Genomic DNA, 16,965 nt, shown 5'->3' on the forward strand with positions numbered 1-16,965 from the left:
GTATTTCTATTGATCGGTTTGTATTTTTATGCAATTAAATGTATAAAAAATGACTTTACACGTCTATTGTTAAAAGTTGATCTTTAAGTACTTTTTCGATTAACTTGACCGCCTGTCTGATTTCTTCCTGGCTTACAGTTAACGGCGGCAATAAGCGGATTACTTTTTCACCTGCAGGAACGACTATGAGTCCTTCCTTTCGAAGGGCTGTCACGATCTTTTCCGCATTATCCTTTAACTCAATACCGATCATCAAGCCTTTTCCTCGAATTTCTTCTACACTCTCTATCTCCTTTACTTTTTCATTTAATAATGAAAGAAGATAGTTTCCTTTTTCACTAACGTCTCTTAAAAAGTCGTCCTGGAAAATTTCCGTCAGGACGGCATCCGCTACGGCCATTGCGAGCGGGTTGCCGCCAAATGTCGTTCCGTGGCTTCCCGGTCCAAAGGCATCTTTCAAATACCCTTTCCCCATTAACGCACCAACTGGAAATCCATTCCCCAGCCCTTTGGCGAGCGTCACAATATCTGGTGATAGATGGTAATGTTCAAAAGCGAATCTCTTGCCAGTTCGCCCGATCCCGGTTTGCACTTCGTCAATCATGAATAAAATATGATTTTCGTTGCAGTATTGCTCGATTTGTGCAAGAAACTCATGATTGGCCGGGATGACGCCGCCTTCACCTTGAATCACTTCGATTAAGACTGCCGCCGTATTTTCATCTACTTCTTGTCTAAATGCGTTGAAATCATTAAACGGAACATGTACAAACGTCGGAAGCATTTCGCCAAAGCCGGCTTTTATTTTATCCTGGCCGGTTGCCGACATGCTGGCGAACGTTCTTCCGTGGAACGATTGCTTAAAGGTGATAATTTTCGTTTTTCCTGTATATTTCCGCGCCAATTTAATGGCCGCTTCGTTTGCTTCCGCCCCGCTGTTGCAAAAGAAGACGAGATCGCACGGTGAATGGCTGGTGAGTTTTTTTGCGACAACCTCCTGTTTTTCGATCGTAAAAAGGTTGCTAATGTGCCAGAGTGTTTCAGCCTGTTCCTTGAGCTTCTTTACGACTGCCGGATGACAATGCCCTAAATTGCAAACCGCAATTCCGCAAGCAAAATCAAGGTACTCGTTTCCTGCCTTATCATATAAAAACGTTCCGCTTCCACTCGTAATGTCAAGTTCCCATCTTTTATAGGTCGGGAACAATGTACTCATACTAATACCTCCTCATGGACGATTTTCGTTCCATCTAACTGTTTGCCGACAATCATCACTTCCCTGATTTTCGACTCCAAACATTTAAGAGCTGCCTCTACTTTCGGAATCATGCCGCCATAAATGATGCCTTGTTGAATGAGTTGCTGGATTTCCAGTGGTGTCGTCTCTTTTATCGTTTGGCCGTTATGTTTGATGCCATCGACATCCGTTACTAACATTAACGTTTCGGCGTGGATTGTTCTCGCGATTTCTGAGGCTACTGTATCGGCATTAATGTTTAGCACTTCTCCGCTTGCTGTTCGCCCGACCGATGCAATCACGGGAACGATCCCAAGGTCGAGTATCGAAAGAAGGAACCTGCTGTTCACATCTTCTATTTGCCCGACATAGCCAAGGCTCGCTTCATCTAAAAAGCTCGCTTCCAAGAGATGATCGTCACTTCCGTTCAATCCAACTGCCCGGATTCCTGCATCGTTCAGTAAACGGACAACAAAAGGATTCACTTTTCCTGTTAGGACCATTTCGACGATTTCGATCGCTTCCTTCGTCGTTTTCCTTAAGCCGTTATGAAACTCCGACTTGATGTTCAATTGATTTAAATAGCGGTTGATTTCTGGACCTCCGCCATGAACAAAAACGAGTTTCTGTCCATTTTCTTGCATAGTCTTTAATTTTTCATAAAAATTAGCGGTTAAATCGTAAAGCGAACTCCCCCCAAGCTTTACGACGATGATTTCTCCCATTCGGGGACCTCCTTTCCTCTCTTTTCTATACGGATAACTATTATGTTCGATAGCTGCCATTAATATGGACGTAATCGTATGTTAAGTCGCAGCCCCAGGCTTTTCCTTTTCCTGTTGAGAGATGAAGATCGACTTCTATTTTTATTTCATTTCCTTTCAAATACTGCGTAACCTCTTCTTCTGAATAAGCTTGAATCTCACTAGCAGCGAGTACTGGCGTTTTTCCAATCGAAATGTCAATCGTTTTCGGGTCAATTTGTGCTCCGCTGTAACCGATCGCGCAAATGATCCGCCCCCAGTTAGCATCACAACCAAAAGCAGCTGTTTTTACTAACGGCGAGCCGACGATCGTTTTTGCAACCTTTCTCGCTTCCTCATCAGATCGTGCGCCCTTTACTTCCACTTCAATTAATTTCGTTGCTCCTTCTCCATCGCTTGCAATCGCCTTCGCCAGATCTGTCGACACCATTTTTAACGCTTCAATAAAAACAGGGAAGTCTGGATGCTCAGGTGTCAATTCCTTATGTTCCGCCATTCCGTTTGCCATTACGATAACCATGTCATTTGTGGACGTATCGCCATCGATCGTAATGCTATTAAACGTTTCATCCGTTATTTGCTTTAGCGCGGCCTGTAAATTTTCGTGCGAGATAACCGCATCCGTCGTAATAAAAGCAAGCATTGTCGCCATATTCGGGTGAACCATGCCAGATCCTTTCGCCGTTCCCGCAATCGTTACGTCTTTGCCGTCCACTTGAAACTGATAACATGTATTTTTCGATACGGTATCGGTCGTTAAAATCGCCTGGCTGAAATCGATCGAGCCTTGAAGCGTTGCTTCGGGCGCCAATTCTTCAATTCCTTTTAGAATATTTTCCATCGGCAAAAGCTCACCGATTACTCCTGTAGAAGCGACAGCGACAAGATGTTCATCGATTTGGAATCGTTCGCTGACCGCCTGTCTCATTTCATACGCATTTAAAAGCCCTATTTTGCCCGTGCACGCATTCGCATTGCCGGAGTTGACGAGAATGGCCTGCAGTTTGCCTTCTGTTTCAATGCTTTTTTTCGTCACTTCAAGCGGCGCTGCCTGAATTTTATTCGTTGTGTATACAGCTGCGGCCGCCGCGGGTTTTTCACTATAAATCAGGCTCAAGTCTTTCTTTTTATGTTTAATTCCGCAGTGGATGCCGCAGGCGCTGAACCCGATTGGTGATGCTATATTTTTATCCGTTACTTTTTTAATCGTTGTTACGGAATGATCAATCATCTTATTCTCCCCTTCTAGTTTCATGTATTATGGATAAATAGGGCTCCCCTCAAGCCCCGCTGTCTCTTCAAATCCAAAGAGCATGTTGAAGTTTTGCACGGCTTGCCCGGCCGCTCCTTTCATCAAATTGTCAATGCAGGAGACGATGGTAAGCCGATCTGTTCGCATATCTAAAGCGATTCCGATATCACAATGATTGCTTCCATACACTTGTTTCGTCATTGGAAAATGGCCTTCCCGCTCAATCCGGACAAAGGGAGAATCTTTATAATGACGATGGAAACTTTCATAAATTTGAGTTAGCGTCACACGTTCTTTCTTTTGCGCATAAATCGTGCTCATAATGCCACGTGTCATTGGAACGAGGTGGGTGCTGAATGTTACCGGTGAATTCTCGCCCATCCATGAAGCCATCATTTGTTCAATTTCCGGAATATGTTGATGTTGGTTCACTTTATAAATGCTGAAATTTTCATTGCACATCGCAAAATGGGTGGCAGCTGAAGGCGACTGCCCCGCCCCTGATACGCCAGACTTCGCATCGATGATGATGGAGCTTGCGTCTATTAATCTATCATTTAAAAGCGGCCCTAACGCAAGCAAGACAGACGTTGGATAACATCCCGGATTTGCAATTAATTGCGCATTTTTAATCGCTTCTTTATTCCATTCGCAAAGCCCGTAGACGGACTTTTCGAGCCATTTTAAAGGAGCCGGCTCCTTTTTGTACCACTTGTTATATACAGCACCGTTTTTTAATCGGTAATCTCCAGCTAAGTCAATTACCTTAATTCCCTTCTCTAAAAGAGGTGGAAGCACTTTCGTCGATACACCAGAAGGCGCCGAAGAAAAAACGATGTCAAGGTTTTCTGCCATTTCATCCACAATGATTGGTTTCATCGGATCATTTACATAATTTTGCAAATGAGGGTAAAGGTCGTCAATCATTTTTCCGTCATTGCTGGATGTATAAAGGCTCAATGATTCGATATAGGGATGCCGATGCAACAACCGGATTAATTCAACCCCTCCATAACCTGATGCCCCTATAATTCCAACCTTCATTTAAGTCACCCCTCAACGTTAAATTATGTATTATTATAATATGTATAAAAATAAATTCAAGTGTATATTTATAAAACCTATTTTAAATTTTAATTTTTTCACAGGATTTTAATAATTTCAGACGAACTTGTAGAAAAACCGCTAAAGGCGTTTTTCTAAGAAGGTCAAAAATGAAAGGGGTTTCATTTTTAATGAAGGAATTAATCGGAAACTGTTCGCTTTGCGGGAAGGCAATTTATTGTCTAGATGGTTTTTTCAATGGCGTTTACCAGGAGGATGGGAAGATTGTCTGTTTTGATTGTTTTGAGGAGATTGAAGGTGGGCAAGTTACTGGAGAAAGCACATATAAAGAATAGCCAGGTAATGTTCCAGGAGGTACCGATTGTAATCGGCTATTCGACTAATGGGAGTATGCATTCGTCGAAGGAGAGAACTTATTCATTTAAAAATGAATTTTTCGTCTAATCAGGTAACTTTTTCGTCGTTTTTAGTAAAAACATCCCCCCGGATAACCGGGGATCATCCACCGCTTACCGGCGGGATAAAGGCAATGGTATCGCCACTTTCGGCAATATCATTATCGCCAGCGTATTCTTCATTGATGGCAACCAGGCAATTACTAAATTCTTGTACATCATATTCTTCGATCAATCGATTTTTAAGATCTGAAATTTTTATCGCGTTCTCTTCTAAAGAAAGTTCAGACGCTCCTACTTTTTCTTGCAGAGTTGCAAAAAGCAATACTTTAATCATTTTCGTCCTCCATTTTCGGTTTTCCATCCCTGTAGGAATGCTGTTCTAATTGATCGCCGATCCACATCTCTCCGTTTTCCCAATGTTCTTTTTTCCAGATCGGCACAATTTCCTTTATTCTCTCGATCGCATAACGGCTCGCTTCAAAGGCGGCAGCGCGGTGTGGGGTAGAAACAGCAATGACAACCGCCACATCGGTAATTTCAAGTCTTCCGATCCGGTGGGTAATTGCGACCTTACTATCCGGCCATTTTTCTTTAATCTCATCCCCAATCCGCTTCAGCTCTTTTTCAGCCATCGGCACATAGGCGTCATATTCCAAATACAGCGTCTTCTTCTCTTTCGTCATTTCCCTTACAGTACCGATAAATGTGCTAATCGCACCGCAATTGGGATCAACGACTTGATCAATCACATGCTGGATTTCGATCGGTTCTTTTACGATTTTAAACTCCTTCATCTTTTCACCTTCAATAAAATGTCATTTACTAAGTAGGATATATAGCGCTCTTTTTCATCAATCGAAAATTGTGGTATATTCCGGTACTCCTTTTCAAGGGTAACATTTGGCCATTTGATCGCCGCGATTGGCAGTCTACTTGCATCAATGAGGGGGAAATCGTCGTCACTTTTTAATAAAATAACCCTTGGAAATTGATATTCTTTGAACCCTTCAATCAACAAAAAATCGAGACCAAACGTTTCGTAGACATGGAGCATTTCGGTAATCGAGAGCGTTTTTGTAGAATTAAAAGAAAAGATTCCTCCACCTTCTACTCCTGTAACAACCGCTCCCGCCTCCCGATGCTTATATGTATCTGTACCTTCATCCCCGATTTTGACAGGGCCGGCATGCCCATGGTGCTTGAGAGTGCCCGCTTTATACCCTTTTTTCTGCAACACGGAAAGCAATCGGCTGACAAGCGTCGTTTTTCCGCTATTTTTATAACCGATTATCTGGATGGTACGCATTCGTCCCATGGCCATTCACTGCCTTCACCATTGAATAACAGAACCTTCACATTTGCTCCTTTAGACCACCCTCTCGTCCCGCCTGGAAGGACCATTAACGCATTCGCTTCTGCGATCGAAGTAACAGCGCCTGATGTATCAAGCCCGACAGGTCGAGTGGTCAGCGTCCCTTCTATCGATTCGACCTGTGCCCGGACAAACCGGGTAAAAGGGTTTGGCTTTGGATAATCCACTTCTAAACAGGCTGTTCGGGCGGCAAGATGCTTCTTTTTTACTCCAAATGATCCAAGTAGATAGGGGCGAACAAATAATTCACAACCGACGAAACAGGCGGACGGATTTCCTGATAAGCCAAAAAGTAATTTAGTTTTATAACTCGCTACCGTCGTTACGCTTCCAGGACGCATCGCAATTTTATTAAATAAAACAGCCGCTCCTAATTTTTCATAAATTTGTGGTAAATAGTCAAAATCGCCGACAGATACACCGCCAGTCGTAATCAGAACATCGACTTCTTCAATAATCCCCGAAACCGCTTCAAATGAAGCATCAAAATCATCGGGTACTTTTTTAAAAATACGCGGTTCGGCTCCCATTTTTTTTACCTGTGCAGCAATCATATAGGCATTGCTATTGCGAATTTTTCCCGGAACAAGCGCTTCATTTACATCCAACAATTCCGTTCCGGTCGCAAGAATACCGACAATCGGCTTTTTATACACTTTCACTTGATCATAGCCAAAGGTAGCCAGGAGAGCGACGACTCCCGGTTCGATTTTTGTTCCTTTTTCAACCAGGACAGTGCCTTTTTTCGCATCTTCCCCCTGAAATGAAATATTTTCATCTGGCTTCACTTTTCGTTTGATCGTAATGAACGTTCGCTCCCCCTCTTTTTTCTCTTGGACGAGTTCAAGCATAATGACAGCATTCGCCCCCGCCGGGATTGGTGCCCCCGTCATAATCCGGATCGCCTGGCCGCTTTTAAGAGGTTGCGGGGAGACTTGTCCCGCTCCAATGGCGTCGATGACTTCAAGGGTGACCGGCCTTTCGGTAGAACCTTCAGATGTATCTTCAGCAATAATGGCGAAACCATCGTAAGGCGAACGGGAAAAAGGCGGAACATCATGAGTCGCGATGATATCTTCTGCTAAATAACGTTGATCACAATCTTGTAATAAAACCGTTTCAGTCGACATATTTATTTGATAGGCAACAATTTTTTCAACTGCCTCCGGTACCGGGATTGGAACTCTTTTCGATAAAACCATTTTGACCACCATGCTTCTTTTTTTGAATTATTTGAAATAATTGACTTTTCGAACGAATGGACGTATAGTAAAATTAAAATACTACGTGAAAGGATGTGTATTATTCTATGTCCCATTCATATGAATATTATCACAGAACCGGCACTAAAGTGACCATTACTGACATCCCTGACGAGTATAATGAAAAAGGAAGATTATCGTTTAAGATTATGCTTTTCTTGCAAAAACAAATTGATGAAATTGACGGTATGTATTCCCCGCTTCCAACTTACCGTTTTAAGGAAGATTAAAACCGCGCATTTTTTTGCACGGTTTTTTTATCATTTTCCCGGGCGATTCGTTATTATAGATGTTCTTTAAACCATGCCACTGTCTCTAAATAAGCATGACGTGATACTTTATGCCCGGAAGAATGATCCACTAAAAAACGAATGTGCCCTTCTTGTTCATAGTCATTCCTGACGCTTAAATAAAACTCTTCGTCATATTGAAAGGGAACGACACTGTCTATTTTGCTATGCCAGATCAATAACGGCCGTCTGTTTAATTTCTCAGGCTGTAATGTAATATCATAGGGCTTTAGATTATTTATTGCGCCAAGCAATTGGTCATCGGAAAAAGAAAATTCAACTCCCTGTTTCTTAAATTCATTAAATTGCCAATAGGCAAGGCGTTCATAGCTTGGTGAACCCATTAAAGAAACAGCGGCTTTGATGTTGTCGTTTTGCGTTAAGGTACCGTAAGTAATGATGCCGCCCATCGATGTACCGGAAAGGCCAATTCGTTCATTTTCAATCCATCCGCGGTTGTCTAATTCAGTTATGATAGCATTTACATCATATATCCCTTGAACAACGATATCCCAAAAAGAGGAATACATTTGCTCCATCGATAAATTGCTACTTCGTTCTCCATGATAATTCATATCGGGTAAAATGACACGATAACCTGCTTCTGCCAAAGAATAGGCAAAATGCAAATTATGTTCTTTTGCACTTGTAAAACCGTGAATAAAAATCACGAGCGGCAAAGGCTGATTAACGTTACCGCTTTTTACAGCATGAAGTACCGGAATATCATGGATATTCTCATTTTCAATGATAACCATGAAATTTTCTCCTTCTATCTTTTTCATTAGTATATCACTTTCGAATAAAGATGCTAAAGCAACTTTATCTTAACATGAAAAAAGCCCGCTCTATGACGGGCTTTTTTCACTGTTATGATAATGGACCGGGTAAACGGAACCTTCCGATAACATTTTATTTTTTTCAATTTCTTCGCGATTCTCATCCTGTTCGGGAACATGCTTGTCTTGCGCTTTTTCTTTTTTGAAAGTAGCTGCCATTTGATTAAACATGCGCCGTAACTTTATTGTCGGGCTATTTTGCTTCGTTCTGTCTTTTAACAAAATGGCAGCTACTCCCGCTGTCGATAATGCAATACTTGAAAATACTACCGTTTTTCGATTCACTTTCATCAACCTCCTCTTATGAGAGTTATACTTTTTATTCCCTCTTTACAAAATGTAAAACATATTTTTATTAGACATCGATAAAACAGTCGATTACACTTAAAAAGAAAATGGAACAATGGGGTTATAAGATTTAGTACATACTATAGAGAAAGAAGGGTTTAACTTTGGAGGGACCATATTTAATTGCTGTCGATCTTGATGGGACATTGTTAACGGATAATAAAAACATTTCACCCCGGACGAAAAACGCCCTTCTAAATGCAATGGAAAAAGGCCATCATGTTTGCATTTCTACCGGACGTCCATGGCGTTCAAGCTACATGTATTATAATGAGCTTGGCTTAAATTCTCCCATCGTTAATTTTAACGGGGCCTATGTCCACCATCCACACAATAAAGACTTCGGGTATTATCATTCACCACTTGATTTAACAATTGCGAAAAACATTATAAAGACCTGTGAAGAACTTGTTGTAAAAAATATTATGGTTGAAGTTTTAGATCATGTTTATTTGCAAAAACCGGATGAAGTCATTACAAGTACATTCATTATGGGAGAAAACCCTGCTCGATCAGGGAATTTAATCAAATTATTAAAAGAGGATCCAACTTCTATCCTCATTCACCCAAAGGAAGGCCAGGTAGATGAATTGCGGAGGCATTTAGTGAAGGAGCATGCGGAAGTCATCGAACAACGCGTCTGGGGTGCTCCATGGGAGATTATAGAAATTGTTAGAGCGGGGATGAATAAAGCAGTCGGTCTCAGGCAAATCGCAAACTTTTTAAACATCCCGCAAGAGCGGATTATTGCGTTTGGTGATGAAGATAATGATTTTGAAATGATTGAATATGCCGGACATGGAGTTGCAATGGGAAATGCCATTGACGAGTTAAAGCAATTAGCCAACTTTGTAACGAAAACAAACGAAGAAGATGGGATTGCGTATTATTTAGAAGAAGTGCTTTCACTTTAAGCCAGAAGGGGCTCCCCTTTTGGCTTTTTTACATAATCACGAGTAGGCGGGAGAAACTATACATGCATGCCTTTAATAACTAAAGGAGGTTTGTGCAAATGAGTAAACATAGCCGATCAAAGCGTGCCATTAAGCAAGGTGCCGATATGGTTCAAAAAGATGATAAAGCAGGCCGTCTGCCAAAAGAACGAAAACGAAATGAACAAGAAAACTTATCACTCGGGGGTGATTAACGATGGCAAATAAACTTTTTCAACTCGCGAAAAATGCAGTGAATAATGTCATTGGCAAAATGCAAGGGGAAACGAACGGTCAGTCTAATGAAACCGTAACTTCCGTGCAAAACACTACCGTTACTGAAGAAGATAAGAGAATTGCACAAAATATGATTTCATCCGCAATGGCTAATTCGACTGAAGCGGAAAAAGAGCAGCTTGCTGAATTGCAGACGGAACTTGACCAATCGACAAAAATGGAATAACTTTCAAGACGGAGTTGGATTTTTCCTGCTCCGTTTTTTTATATTCCTGTCCCAAGTGACGCGTTTTATCTGGTATAATGGAAAAATCGAGAATCATCTTGGGGAGGAAAAAGATGAACATTTACAAAGTACAATCCGATGCATCCGATTCTTTAATTCAAAAAGTTGCTGATTTGTTGATGCATCAGCTTATTCGTTCGGAAACCGATGAAGACTACGAGAAAATTATTCGTGGCATCCGTCTTTCTATAAATGATCCAGATCATTCGGGAATCATCATCGCAGAAGAAAATGAAACTGTTCTCGGCATTGCTTTTTTTAACATTGGAATAAGCCTCGACCTCGGTGACCGTTACATTTGGCTCAATGAGCTTTTTGTCCATCCTGAACACCGGAATAAAGGGATTGCCCGGAAGTTGCTTTTATCCCTTATTTATTGGGCAGAACAAGAAGGCATTAAGTCAATTGAGCTTGAAACAGGGGTCAACAATTCGGTTACGAAACACCTTTATAATTCATTAGGTTTTCATAACATTATTTCCAACCGGTACGGATTTAGCTTTTAAAACTAACGGCGCTCACGAGAAGCTTGTGAGCGCCGTTGATCAATCATCATCCCGGAAAAAGCCAAATACACTCGTTGTCGTAACGACATTTGTAAAAGCTTTTGGATCAACTTTTTTAACGATTTGTTCTAAATCATATAATTCATAACGCGTAATAACCATCATTAACATTTCTTGATCTTCATTCGAAAATGCCCCTCGTGATGGGATAATCGTAATTCCCCTTACAAGCTTTGCATGGATGGCTTCTTTTAATTCCTTTCCTTTCTTCGTCACAATCATGGCCGTCAGCTTCACATGGCGCGTATGAATCGCATCAATGACCCTTGTAGAAACATAGAGAGCGACAAGTGTATAGAGCGCTTTTTCCCATCCAAATAAGAGGCCGGCTGCAATGATAATCGCCCCATTAAGCAGAAAAAAGAAAATGCCGATCGGCCGTTTGAAGATTTTTGCTAAAACAAGGGCAATAATATCCAATCCACCTGTAGACGCTCCGTATTTTAACGTAATTCCGACGCCCGCTGCCCCAATTACTCCGCCAAATACCGCATTTAATATGATGTCATGCGATATTTCTTTTACCGGGACAAAATGCAAAAACACGGATATCATAAAGACGCTAAAAAAGCTGTAAATCGTAAATAATTTTCCGACTTTAAACCATCCGAGGATAGCAACCGGAACATTTAATGCAAATAGAATCATTCCTGTAAATGATGTATTATGCAAGAGAGCTGCCGCAAGTTGGGAAACCCCTGTAAATCCTGAAGCATAAACATTTGCCGGTATTAAAAACAAATTTAAAGCAATGGCATTTAAAGCGGCCCCTATGATAATAACGACAATCTTTTTAATTTCGGTCATTCATTTTTTATTCCTTTCTTTTGTACTCAAGAACTTGTTTTATCACGGATCGTACCATCCCGTCAATAGAGCGAAAGTAGGATACCACCTTTATTTTTCCTGAAATAATAACGAATATTTACTGAAGGAATGTTTAATCTAAAATCAGGAGGGGTTAAAAATGGTGAAAAACACAAAAGATGATGATAAAAAAGCAGTCGACAAAAATGCCGCACGCTATTTTGAAAATATAACAAAAGAAGAAAACAGGCAAAAAGGGAAGCACGCTTATTCTAAAAAAACGGATCATCTGTAATGCTGACAAAAGGCTTTCGCGCGATTTGCGCGAAAGCCTTTAATTATGCTCGAACAGATTCTGATTGAGGAGCCGTAATGTCGCTTGCTGGGCCGAAAAATTCGAAATGGATCCGTTCTTCAGAGATCTTCAATTCTTTTAATGCACTATAAACAGCTTTCATAAAAGGCACTGGCCCGCAGAAATAATAGTCTGCTTCTTGTTTAGGCAATACAGATTCCAGCCATTCTTTATCAATGTAGCCTTGCTTATGGTAGCAGTTGTCGTCCTCTGTCGTCGGTTTTTCATAGACGATAAAGCTTTTCATTTGATCGTGTTCATTTGTTAAGTTGGCCACATGATCTTTTAGTGCATGAACCTTGCCGTTAATCGCCGCATGAATAAACGTCACTTCACGTTCCGGCTGCTTTTCGGCGAGTGTATTTAACATGCTGATCATTGGCGTTAAGCCAACTCCTCCGCTGATTAGGACAACCGGGATCGTTTTCGTCATGTCTAAAACGAAATCTCCTGCAGGCGCACTTACTTGAAGGACATCACCTTCATTTACATGATCATGCAAGTAAGAGGAAACAACGCCATCCGGATTGTCGCCACAGCCCGTTTCTTTTTTTACCGTTATACGGTAATACTCTTTCCCGGGCGCGTCCGATAGGCTGTAATGGCGTAGATGGGTATACTTGCTGCCTTCTGGCTGAACTTTAACCGTAATATATTGACCTGGTTCATATGAAGCGATCGCTTTTCCGTCCTCCGGTTTTAAATAAAAGGATGTAATGACATCACTTTCTTTCACCTTTTTCTCCACAATAAAGTTTCTAAAATCTTTCCAACCGCCTGGCTGGCTTTCCGCCGCTTCGTACATTTCTTTCTCGACTCCGATAAAGGCGCTCGCGATCACTCCATAGGCCTCTGCCCATGCTTCAATAATTTCATCTGTCGCAGCTTTGCCTAATACGTCTTTAATGGCCGCAAGCAGCGTTTCGCCAACGATCGGATAATGCTCCGGTTTAATTCCTAATGCCCGATGTTTTTGCCCGATTTGTTTAACGACAGGAATAATGGCTTCTAAGTTGTCAATATGAGCTGCCGCCGCATAGACGGCATTGGCTAATGCGGTTTGCTGGCGTCCCTGTCTCTGGTTCGCATGGTTAAATACATTAAGCAATTCAGGATGATTTTTAAAAAGAAGTTCATAAAAACGTGTCGTGATGGCTGTTCCATGTTGTTCCAAAACAGGAACCGTTGATTTTATAATTTCAATTGTTTTTTGGTTTAGCATGAAAAACACCCTTTCTGATCTACTTTATCGATCTACGCTTTTATTTTAAACAATGCTTTCTTTTTGAAATGTGATTGATATCACATTTCCTTTGACGCTTATGTGAATAAAAAAAAACAGACTCCAGTCTGTTTTTAGCATGTTCAAATAAAGGCAGGCAATTCAATTGTAAACGTTGTCCATTTTTCTTCTGTTTGCACATAAATCCGCCCATTATGCTTTTCAACAATTTGTTTGCAGACGGATAGCCCTAGCCCTGTTCCAAGTTCTTTTGTTGAAATAAACGGTTCAAAAATATTATCGATTAAATGGGATGGAATGGGATCGCCATTATTAGAAATATCGATTTTCAGCCATTTATTCTCTTCATATGCCCGGACTTTAATTTCACGCTCACCCGAATGTTTGCAAAGTTCATCAACTGCGTTATATAAAATGTTTAGCAACACTTGCTTAATTTGCGATTTTACCCCTTCAAACGGCAAATCATCTTCTAATTGTGTGTTGACCAATATGTTTGTTTCCAAAAAGCGGGGATATAAAAAGTCAATCATTTCTCGAATTAAAGAAGATAATGAAAACAATTCCATTTGATCTTCGAAGCCTTTCATTTTTGAAAGAAGAAGAAATTGGCTGATTTTTTCCTCCAGGCTTTCCATTTCATCATTAATAATCGAAAAATAATAATCCGTTTTATCCGTTTTCTCTTTTTCGGATTGCAATAAATAGATGAATCCTTTGATGGCGGTTAATGGATTGCGGAATTCATGGGCAAAACTTGAAGCAATCTGGCCAAGAATCGTTAACCGGTCTTGATGCATTTCTTGAATAAACATATTTTTCTTTTCAAGCATCATATCTTTCAAATGAGAATATTCCGTTATTGCTAAATAAAAAAGTTGATTAAAAAATTCGTTAGCTTCTAATACCATTCGCTTCTGGATACATGTGTGGAACGGTGATTCCATAAGATTTTCACTAACGACTCTTCTGCCAATATTGATATAACTGACAAAGGCCCCGATACTCGTATTTGCTTCAATACGTTCTCTGGCGATTTTTTGCGTCAAAGGCTTGATAGAATCGAGTTTTAACGTCATAAAATAATCCCTTAAAGCACCAAGCGTTATATTCATATTTACAATGATCTTTTCAATAAACGGTTCTTCATATGTATCCAGGATCATGCTCTTCCAGCTGTTTACGATGATTTCATGATGACTTTGCAAATATTGAACGACTTTATTCCTCGCCTCAAGCGTCATCTCATTAACATTTGATATCATGAAATCTTGTCCTTTCCTCATTGTTCTTCCTTTATTATGAAGGAATTTGCACTCTATCTCAACAGCAAGTTTACATATCTCTCTTATTTCTGTGGAACGTTAAACGTGATGAGTGACGAAAAGAGGAGCGAGTTTTTATGAATAATGAATATCCTATGGGCGCGGGACAACCTCCACAACATCAAAACCATCAACCTGGCTTTGAAAGTGAGATGATCCCAAAACCAGTCTCAGATGATCCGGGTTATAAAGCTAGCGGGAAGCTATTCAATAAAACGGCGATCATTACAGGTGGCGACAGTGGAATCGGGAAAGCCGTCGCGATCGCTTTTGCAAAAGAAGGCTGTGATGTGGCCATCGTCTATTTAAACGAACATCAAGATGCTGCTGAAACGAAGCAATTGGTCGAAAAAACCGGGCGCAAATGCCTTCTTATTACTGGCGATATTGGGGATGAAACGTTTTGCGGCCAGGTCATTCAGCAAACGATCAGCGAATTCGGCAAGCTTGATATTTTAGTCAACAATGCTGCTGAACAACATCCTCAGCCCGGAATTGAACATATTACATCGGCTCAACTTGAGAAGACGTTTAAAACCAATCTATTTTCAATGTTTTATTTAACAAAAGCGGCACTCCCCTATTTGAACCAGGGAAGTTCAATCATCAATACAGCATCAATAACCGCTTATAAAGGGCATAAAGAATTAATTGATTACTCGGCAACGAAAGGGGCGGTTGTGACATTCACCCGCTCTCTTTCAGAATCGTTGGTCGGCAAAGGAATCAGGGTCAACGGGGTCGCACCTGGCCCCATTTGGACACCTTTAATCCCGTCAACATTTACAGCAGATCAGGTCGCTCAGTTCGGCTTAAACACCCCGATGAAACGGGCCGGCCAACCAGAAGAGCTTGCGCCAAGCTATGTTTTTTTAGCAAGTGATGACGCTTCCTATATATCCGGCCAAATGATTCATGTGAATGGCGGAACAATCGTTAATGGTTAAGAAAGTGAAGTGATAACATGCATACGATGTGGAAAGGCTCGATTAGTTTCGGGCTTGTCAATATACCGATCAAACTGTATAGTGCAACCGAAGACAAAGATATTAAAATGCGCTATCTCCATTCCAAATGCAACAACCCGATCAAATATGAAAAAATATGCCCCGTATGTAATGAAAAGGTGGAGCAAGAGCAAATCGTAAAAGGCTATGAATATGAACCTGGAAAGTTTGTCGTCGTAGACAAAGAAGATTTCGAACAGCTTGCCGGAATGAAAAATAAAGCGATTGAAATTGTCGACTTTATTCAATTAGAAGAAATCGACCCATTGTATTACAACCGATCCTATTTTATTGGGCCCGGTGAAAACGGCGGCAAACCGTTCAAGCTATTGAAGCGGGCAATGGAGGAAACCGGGAAGATTGGCCTTGCGAAAATTACGATCCGTTCCAAAGAAAGCATGGCTGCCGTCCGCGTATATGATAAAGGGCTAGTGATGGAAACGATTTACTATCCTGATGAAGTCCGGAATATCGATCACGTTCCTGGAATCGACGAAGATTTTGCGATTAATGATAAGGAACTTGACATGGCAAAACAGTTGATTGAACAGCTAACAACGCCATTTGAACCGGAAAAATATAAAGATGAATATCGTGAAGCGCTTTTAGATCTTATTCATCATAAAATTTCTGGTGATGAAATTAAAGTTGCTGCCGAACGGCCAAAAACAAATGTCGTTGATTTGATGGAAGCGCTTCAGGCAAGCATTGATCAAACAAAAACAGCGTCAGAACCTGCGAAAACGACGACGAAAAAACGGAAAACGACAAAAAAGAAAGAAGCATAATAACGAAACTAAAGGTAAGTCTTGCCTTCCATTAATCATCATCTTCCCATAATTGTAATATGATAAAAGGATTACTATTGGAGGTGAAGAGAGTGGCAGTTGTTCAAGCGACGAAGGCGGACATCAATCTTTTAGCCAGGTTGCTCAGGGCAGAAGCGGAAGGTGAAGGAAAGCAAGGAATGCTTCTTGTCGGGAACGTTGGAATTAACCGGATCAGAGCAAACTGTTCCGACTTTAAAGGGCTTCGCACCATTCGTCAAATGGTTTTTCAACCCCATGCATTTGAGGCTGTGATCCACGGCTATTTTTATCAAGCGCCAAGAGAAAGTGAACGGCGCCTGGCACGTCGGGTAGTTAACGGGGAAAGATTCTGGCCTGCGAAATATAGTTTATGGTATTTCAAGCCGCCGGGAAATTGTCCTCCACAATGGTATAACCAGCCGTTTGTATCTCGATACAAAAGCCACTGTTTTTATCAGCCGACGCCAGAAACGTGCCAAAATGTTTATAACACGTTTTAATTGGTATATGAAATCGAAGGAGCCGAGAATTCCAATGATGATGTCATTGGAATTCTCGGTTCGAGGAGGTA

The 16,965-nt window shown here is 41.0% G+C and carries 23 protein-coding genes; 10 read left to right on the forward strand and 13 right to left on the reverse strand.

What is annotated here, in order from left to right; genetic code table 11:
• Positions 1-55: 55 nt before the first annotated feature.
• From argD to argC, 4 genes are read right to left on the reverse strand one after another with little or no spacing between them, the layout of a single operon-like run.
• Positions 56-1,216, reverse strand: coding sequence for an acetylornithine transaminase (argD, locus tag H538_RS0101905; protein ID WP_026676124.1), 1,161 nt, complete (start codon positions 1,214-1,216; stop codon positions 56-58).
• Positions 1,213-1,962 (reverse strand): acetylglutamate kinase, encoded by a 750-nt coding sequence (gene argB, locus H538_RS0101910; RefSeq protein WP_026676125.1) that lies wholly within the window; start codon positions 1,960-1,962, stop codon positions 1,213-1,215. Before argB ends, argD begins: the two co-directional genes overlap by 4 nt.
• A gap of 40 nt (positions 1,963-2,002) precedes the next feature.
• On the reverse strand, positions 2,003-3,232 hold the full coding sequence (gene argJ, locus H538_RS0101915) for a bifunctional glutamate N-acetyltransferase/amino-acid acetyltransferase ArgJ (protein WP_026676126.1): 1,230 nt from the start codon (positions 3,230-3,232) through the stop codon (positions 2,003-2,005).
• Positions 3,233-3,259: 27 nt separating this feature from the next.
• A complete protein-coding gene (argC, locus tag H538_RS0101920; RefSeq protein ID WP_026676127.1) occupies positions 3,260-4,297 on the reverse strand; it encodes an N-acetyl-gamma-glutamyl-phosphate reductase in 1,038 nt (345 codons plus the stop codon).
• A 170-nt stretch (positions 4,298-4,467) separates the two neighbouring features.
• Here argC and H538_RS26410 point away from each other — a divergent pair, with 170 nt between their 5' ends.
• Entirely contained in the window at positions 4,468-4,653 is a 186-nt protein-coding gene (locus tag H538_RS26410) for a hypothetical protein (RefSeq protein ID WP_035349756.1), read from the forward strand.
• A gap of 163 nt (positions 4,654-4,816) precedes the next feature.
• On the opposite strand, the gene moaD is transcribed toward H538_RS26410, so the two are convergent.
• The 4 genes from moaD to H538_RS0101945 are packed head-to-tail and all read right to left on the reverse strand — an operon-like array spanning position 4,817 to position 7,290.
• The gene (moaD, locus tag H538_RS0101930; RefSeq protein ID WP_026676128.1) at positions 4,817-5,050 is read right to left on the reverse strand and encodes a molybdopterin converting factor subunit 1; all 234 of its coding nucleotides are present in this window, start codon (positions 5,048-5,050) and stop codon (positions 4,817-4,819) included.
• On the reverse strand, positions 5,043-5,510 hold the full coding sequence (locus tag H538_RS0101935; RefSeq protein WP_026676129.1) for a molybdenum cofactor biosynthesis protein MoaE: 468 nt from the start codon (positions 5,508-5,510) through the stop codon (positions 5,043-5,045). Before H538_RS0101935 ends, moaD begins: the two co-directional genes overlap by 8 nt.
• A complete protein-coding gene (gene mobB / locus H538_RS0101940; protein ID WP_026676130.1) occupies positions 5,507-6,037 on the reverse strand; it encodes a molybdopterin-guanine dinucleotide biosynthesis protein B in 531 nt (176 codons plus the stop codon). The genes H538_RS0101935 and mobB overlap by 4 nt, the downstream gene beginning before the upstream one ends.
• Positions 6,004-7,290: a molybdopterin molybdotransferase MoeA gene (locus tag H538_RS0101945; RefSeq protein ID WP_026676131.1), complete on the reverse strand. Its 1,287-nt coding sequence runs from the start codon at positions 7,288-7,290 to the stop codon at positions 6,004-6,006. Before H538_RS0101945 ends, mobB begins: the two co-directional genes overlap by 34 nt.
• A 107-nt stretch (positions 7,291-7,397) precedes the next feature.
• Here H538_RS0101945 and H538_RS0101950 point away from each other — a divergent pair, with 107 nt between their 5' ends.
• Complete coding sequence (locus H538_RS0101950) at positions 7,398-7,580, forward strand: hypothetical protein (protein WP_026676132.1); 183 nt, start codon at positions 7,398-7,400, stop codon at positions 7,578-7,580.
• 53 nt (positions 7,581-7,633) lie between these two features.
• On the opposite strand, the gene H538_RS0101955 is transcribed toward H538_RS0101950, so the two are convergent.
• Together H538_RS0101955 and H538_RS0101960 are read right to left on the reverse strand one after the other, a co-directional pair.
• Entirely contained in the window at positions 7,634-8,398 is a 765-nt protein-coding gene (locus H538_RS0101955) for an alpha/beta fold hydrolase (RefSeq protein WP_026676133.1), read from the reverse strand.
• Positions 8,399-8,488: 90 nt separating this feature from the next.
• Positions 8,489-8,764, reverse strand: a complete 276-nt coding sequence (locus H538_RS0101960; RefSeq protein WP_154657882.1) for a hypothetical protein — start codon at positions 8,762-8,764, stop codon at positions 8,489-8,491.
• Between the two features lie 167 nt (positions 8,765-8,931).
• On the opposite strand from H538_RS0101960, the gene H538_RS0101965 reads away from it, so the two are divergent.
• From H538_RS0101965 to H538_RS0101980, 4 genes are all read left to right on the forward strand, one after another.
• Positions 8,932-9,741 carry a Cof-type HAD-IIB family hydrolase gene (locus H538_RS0101965; RefSeq protein ID WP_026676135.1) on the forward strand — a complete coding sequence of 270 codons (810 nt, stop codon included), beginning with the start codon at positions 8,932-8,934 and terminating at the stop codon, positions 9,739-9,741.
• Between the two features lie 98 nt (positions 9,742-9,839).
• Entirely contained in the window at positions 9,840-9,974 is a 135-nt protein-coding gene (locus H538_RS26925) for a hypothetical protein (protein WP_281172147.1), read from the forward strand.
• A gap of 2 nt (positions 9,975-9,976) precedes the next feature.
• Entirely contained in the window at positions 9,977-10,222 is a 246-nt protein-coding gene (locus H538_RS0101975; RefSeq protein ID WP_026676136.1) for a DUF3813 domain-containing protein, read from the forward strand.
• A gap of 113 nt (positions 10,223-10,335) precedes the next feature.
• Positions 10,336-10,788, forward strand: coding sequence for a GNAT family N-acetyltransferase (locus tag H538_RS0101980; RefSeq protein WP_026676137.1), 453 nt, complete (start codon positions 10,336-10,338; stop codon positions 10,786-10,788).
• Positions 10,789-10,827: 39 nt separating this feature from the next.
• On the opposite strand, the gene H538_RS0101985 is transcribed toward H538_RS0101980, so the two are convergent.
• Positions 10,828-11,655: a YitT family protein gene (locus tag H538_RS0101985; RefSeq protein WP_026676138.1), complete on the reverse strand. Its 828-nt coding sequence runs from the start codon at positions 11,653-11,655 to the stop codon at positions 10,828-10,830.
• Between the two features lie 160 nt (positions 11,656-11,815).
• Here H538_RS0101985 and H538_RS25335 point away from each other — a divergent pair, with 160 nt between their 5' ends.
• Positions 11,816-11,950: a DUF3941 domain-containing protein gene (locus tag H538_RS25335; protein WP_407636369.1), complete on the forward strand. Its 135-nt coding sequence runs from the start codon at positions 11,816-11,818 to the stop codon at positions 11,948-11,950.
• A 43-nt stretch (positions 11,951-11,993) separates the two neighbouring features.
• On the opposite strand, the gene hmpA is transcribed toward H538_RS25335, so the two are convergent.
• Positions 11,994-13,232 (reverse strand): NO-inducible flavohemoprotein, encoded by a 1,239-nt coding sequence (gene hmpA, locus H538_RS0101995; RefSeq protein WP_026676139.1) that lies wholly within the window; start codon positions 13,230-13,232, stop codon positions 11,994-11,996.
• Between the two features lie 143 nt (positions 13,233-13,375).
• The gene (locus tag H538_RS22880) at positions 13,376-14,518 is read right to left on the reverse strand and encodes a histidine kinase N-terminal domain-containing protein (RefSeq protein WP_161627191.1); all 1,143 of its coding nucleotides are present in this window, start codon (positions 14,516-14,518) and stop codon (positions 13,376-13,378) included.
• Positions 14,519-14,655: 137 nt separating this feature from the next.
• Between H538_RS22880 and H538_RS0102005 the strand changes: the two genes are divergently transcribed.
• The 3 genes from H538_RS0102005 (at position 14,656) to H538_RS0102015 (ending at position 16,894) form a co-directional block, all read left to right on the forward strand.
• Complete coding sequence (locus tag H538_RS0102005) at positions 14,656-15,525, forward strand: SDR family oxidoreductase (protein WP_026676140.1); 870 nt, start codon at positions 14,656-14,658, stop codon at positions 15,523-15,525.
• A 17-nt stretch (positions 15,526-15,542) separates the two neighbouring features.
• The gene (ku, locus tag H538_RS0102010; RefSeq protein WP_026676141.1) at positions 15,543-16,373 is read left to right on the forward strand and encodes a non-homologous end joining protein Ku; all 831 of its coding nucleotides are present in this window, start codon (positions 15,543-15,545) and stop codon (positions 16,371-16,373) included.
• Between the two features lie 92 nt (positions 16,374-16,465).
• Complete coding sequence (locus H538_RS0102015; RefSeq protein ID WP_026676142.1) at positions 16,466-16,894, forward strand: cell wall hydrolase; 429 nt, start codon at positions 16,466-16,468, stop codon at positions 16,892-16,894.
• The last annotated feature ends 71 nt before the right edge of the window (positions 16,895-16,965 follow it).

Source organism: Fictibacillus gelatini DSM 15865 (assembly GCF_000430745.1).
GTDB lineage: Bacteria > Bacillota > Bacilli > Bacillales > Fictibacillaceae > Fictibacillus_A > Fictibacillus_A gelatini.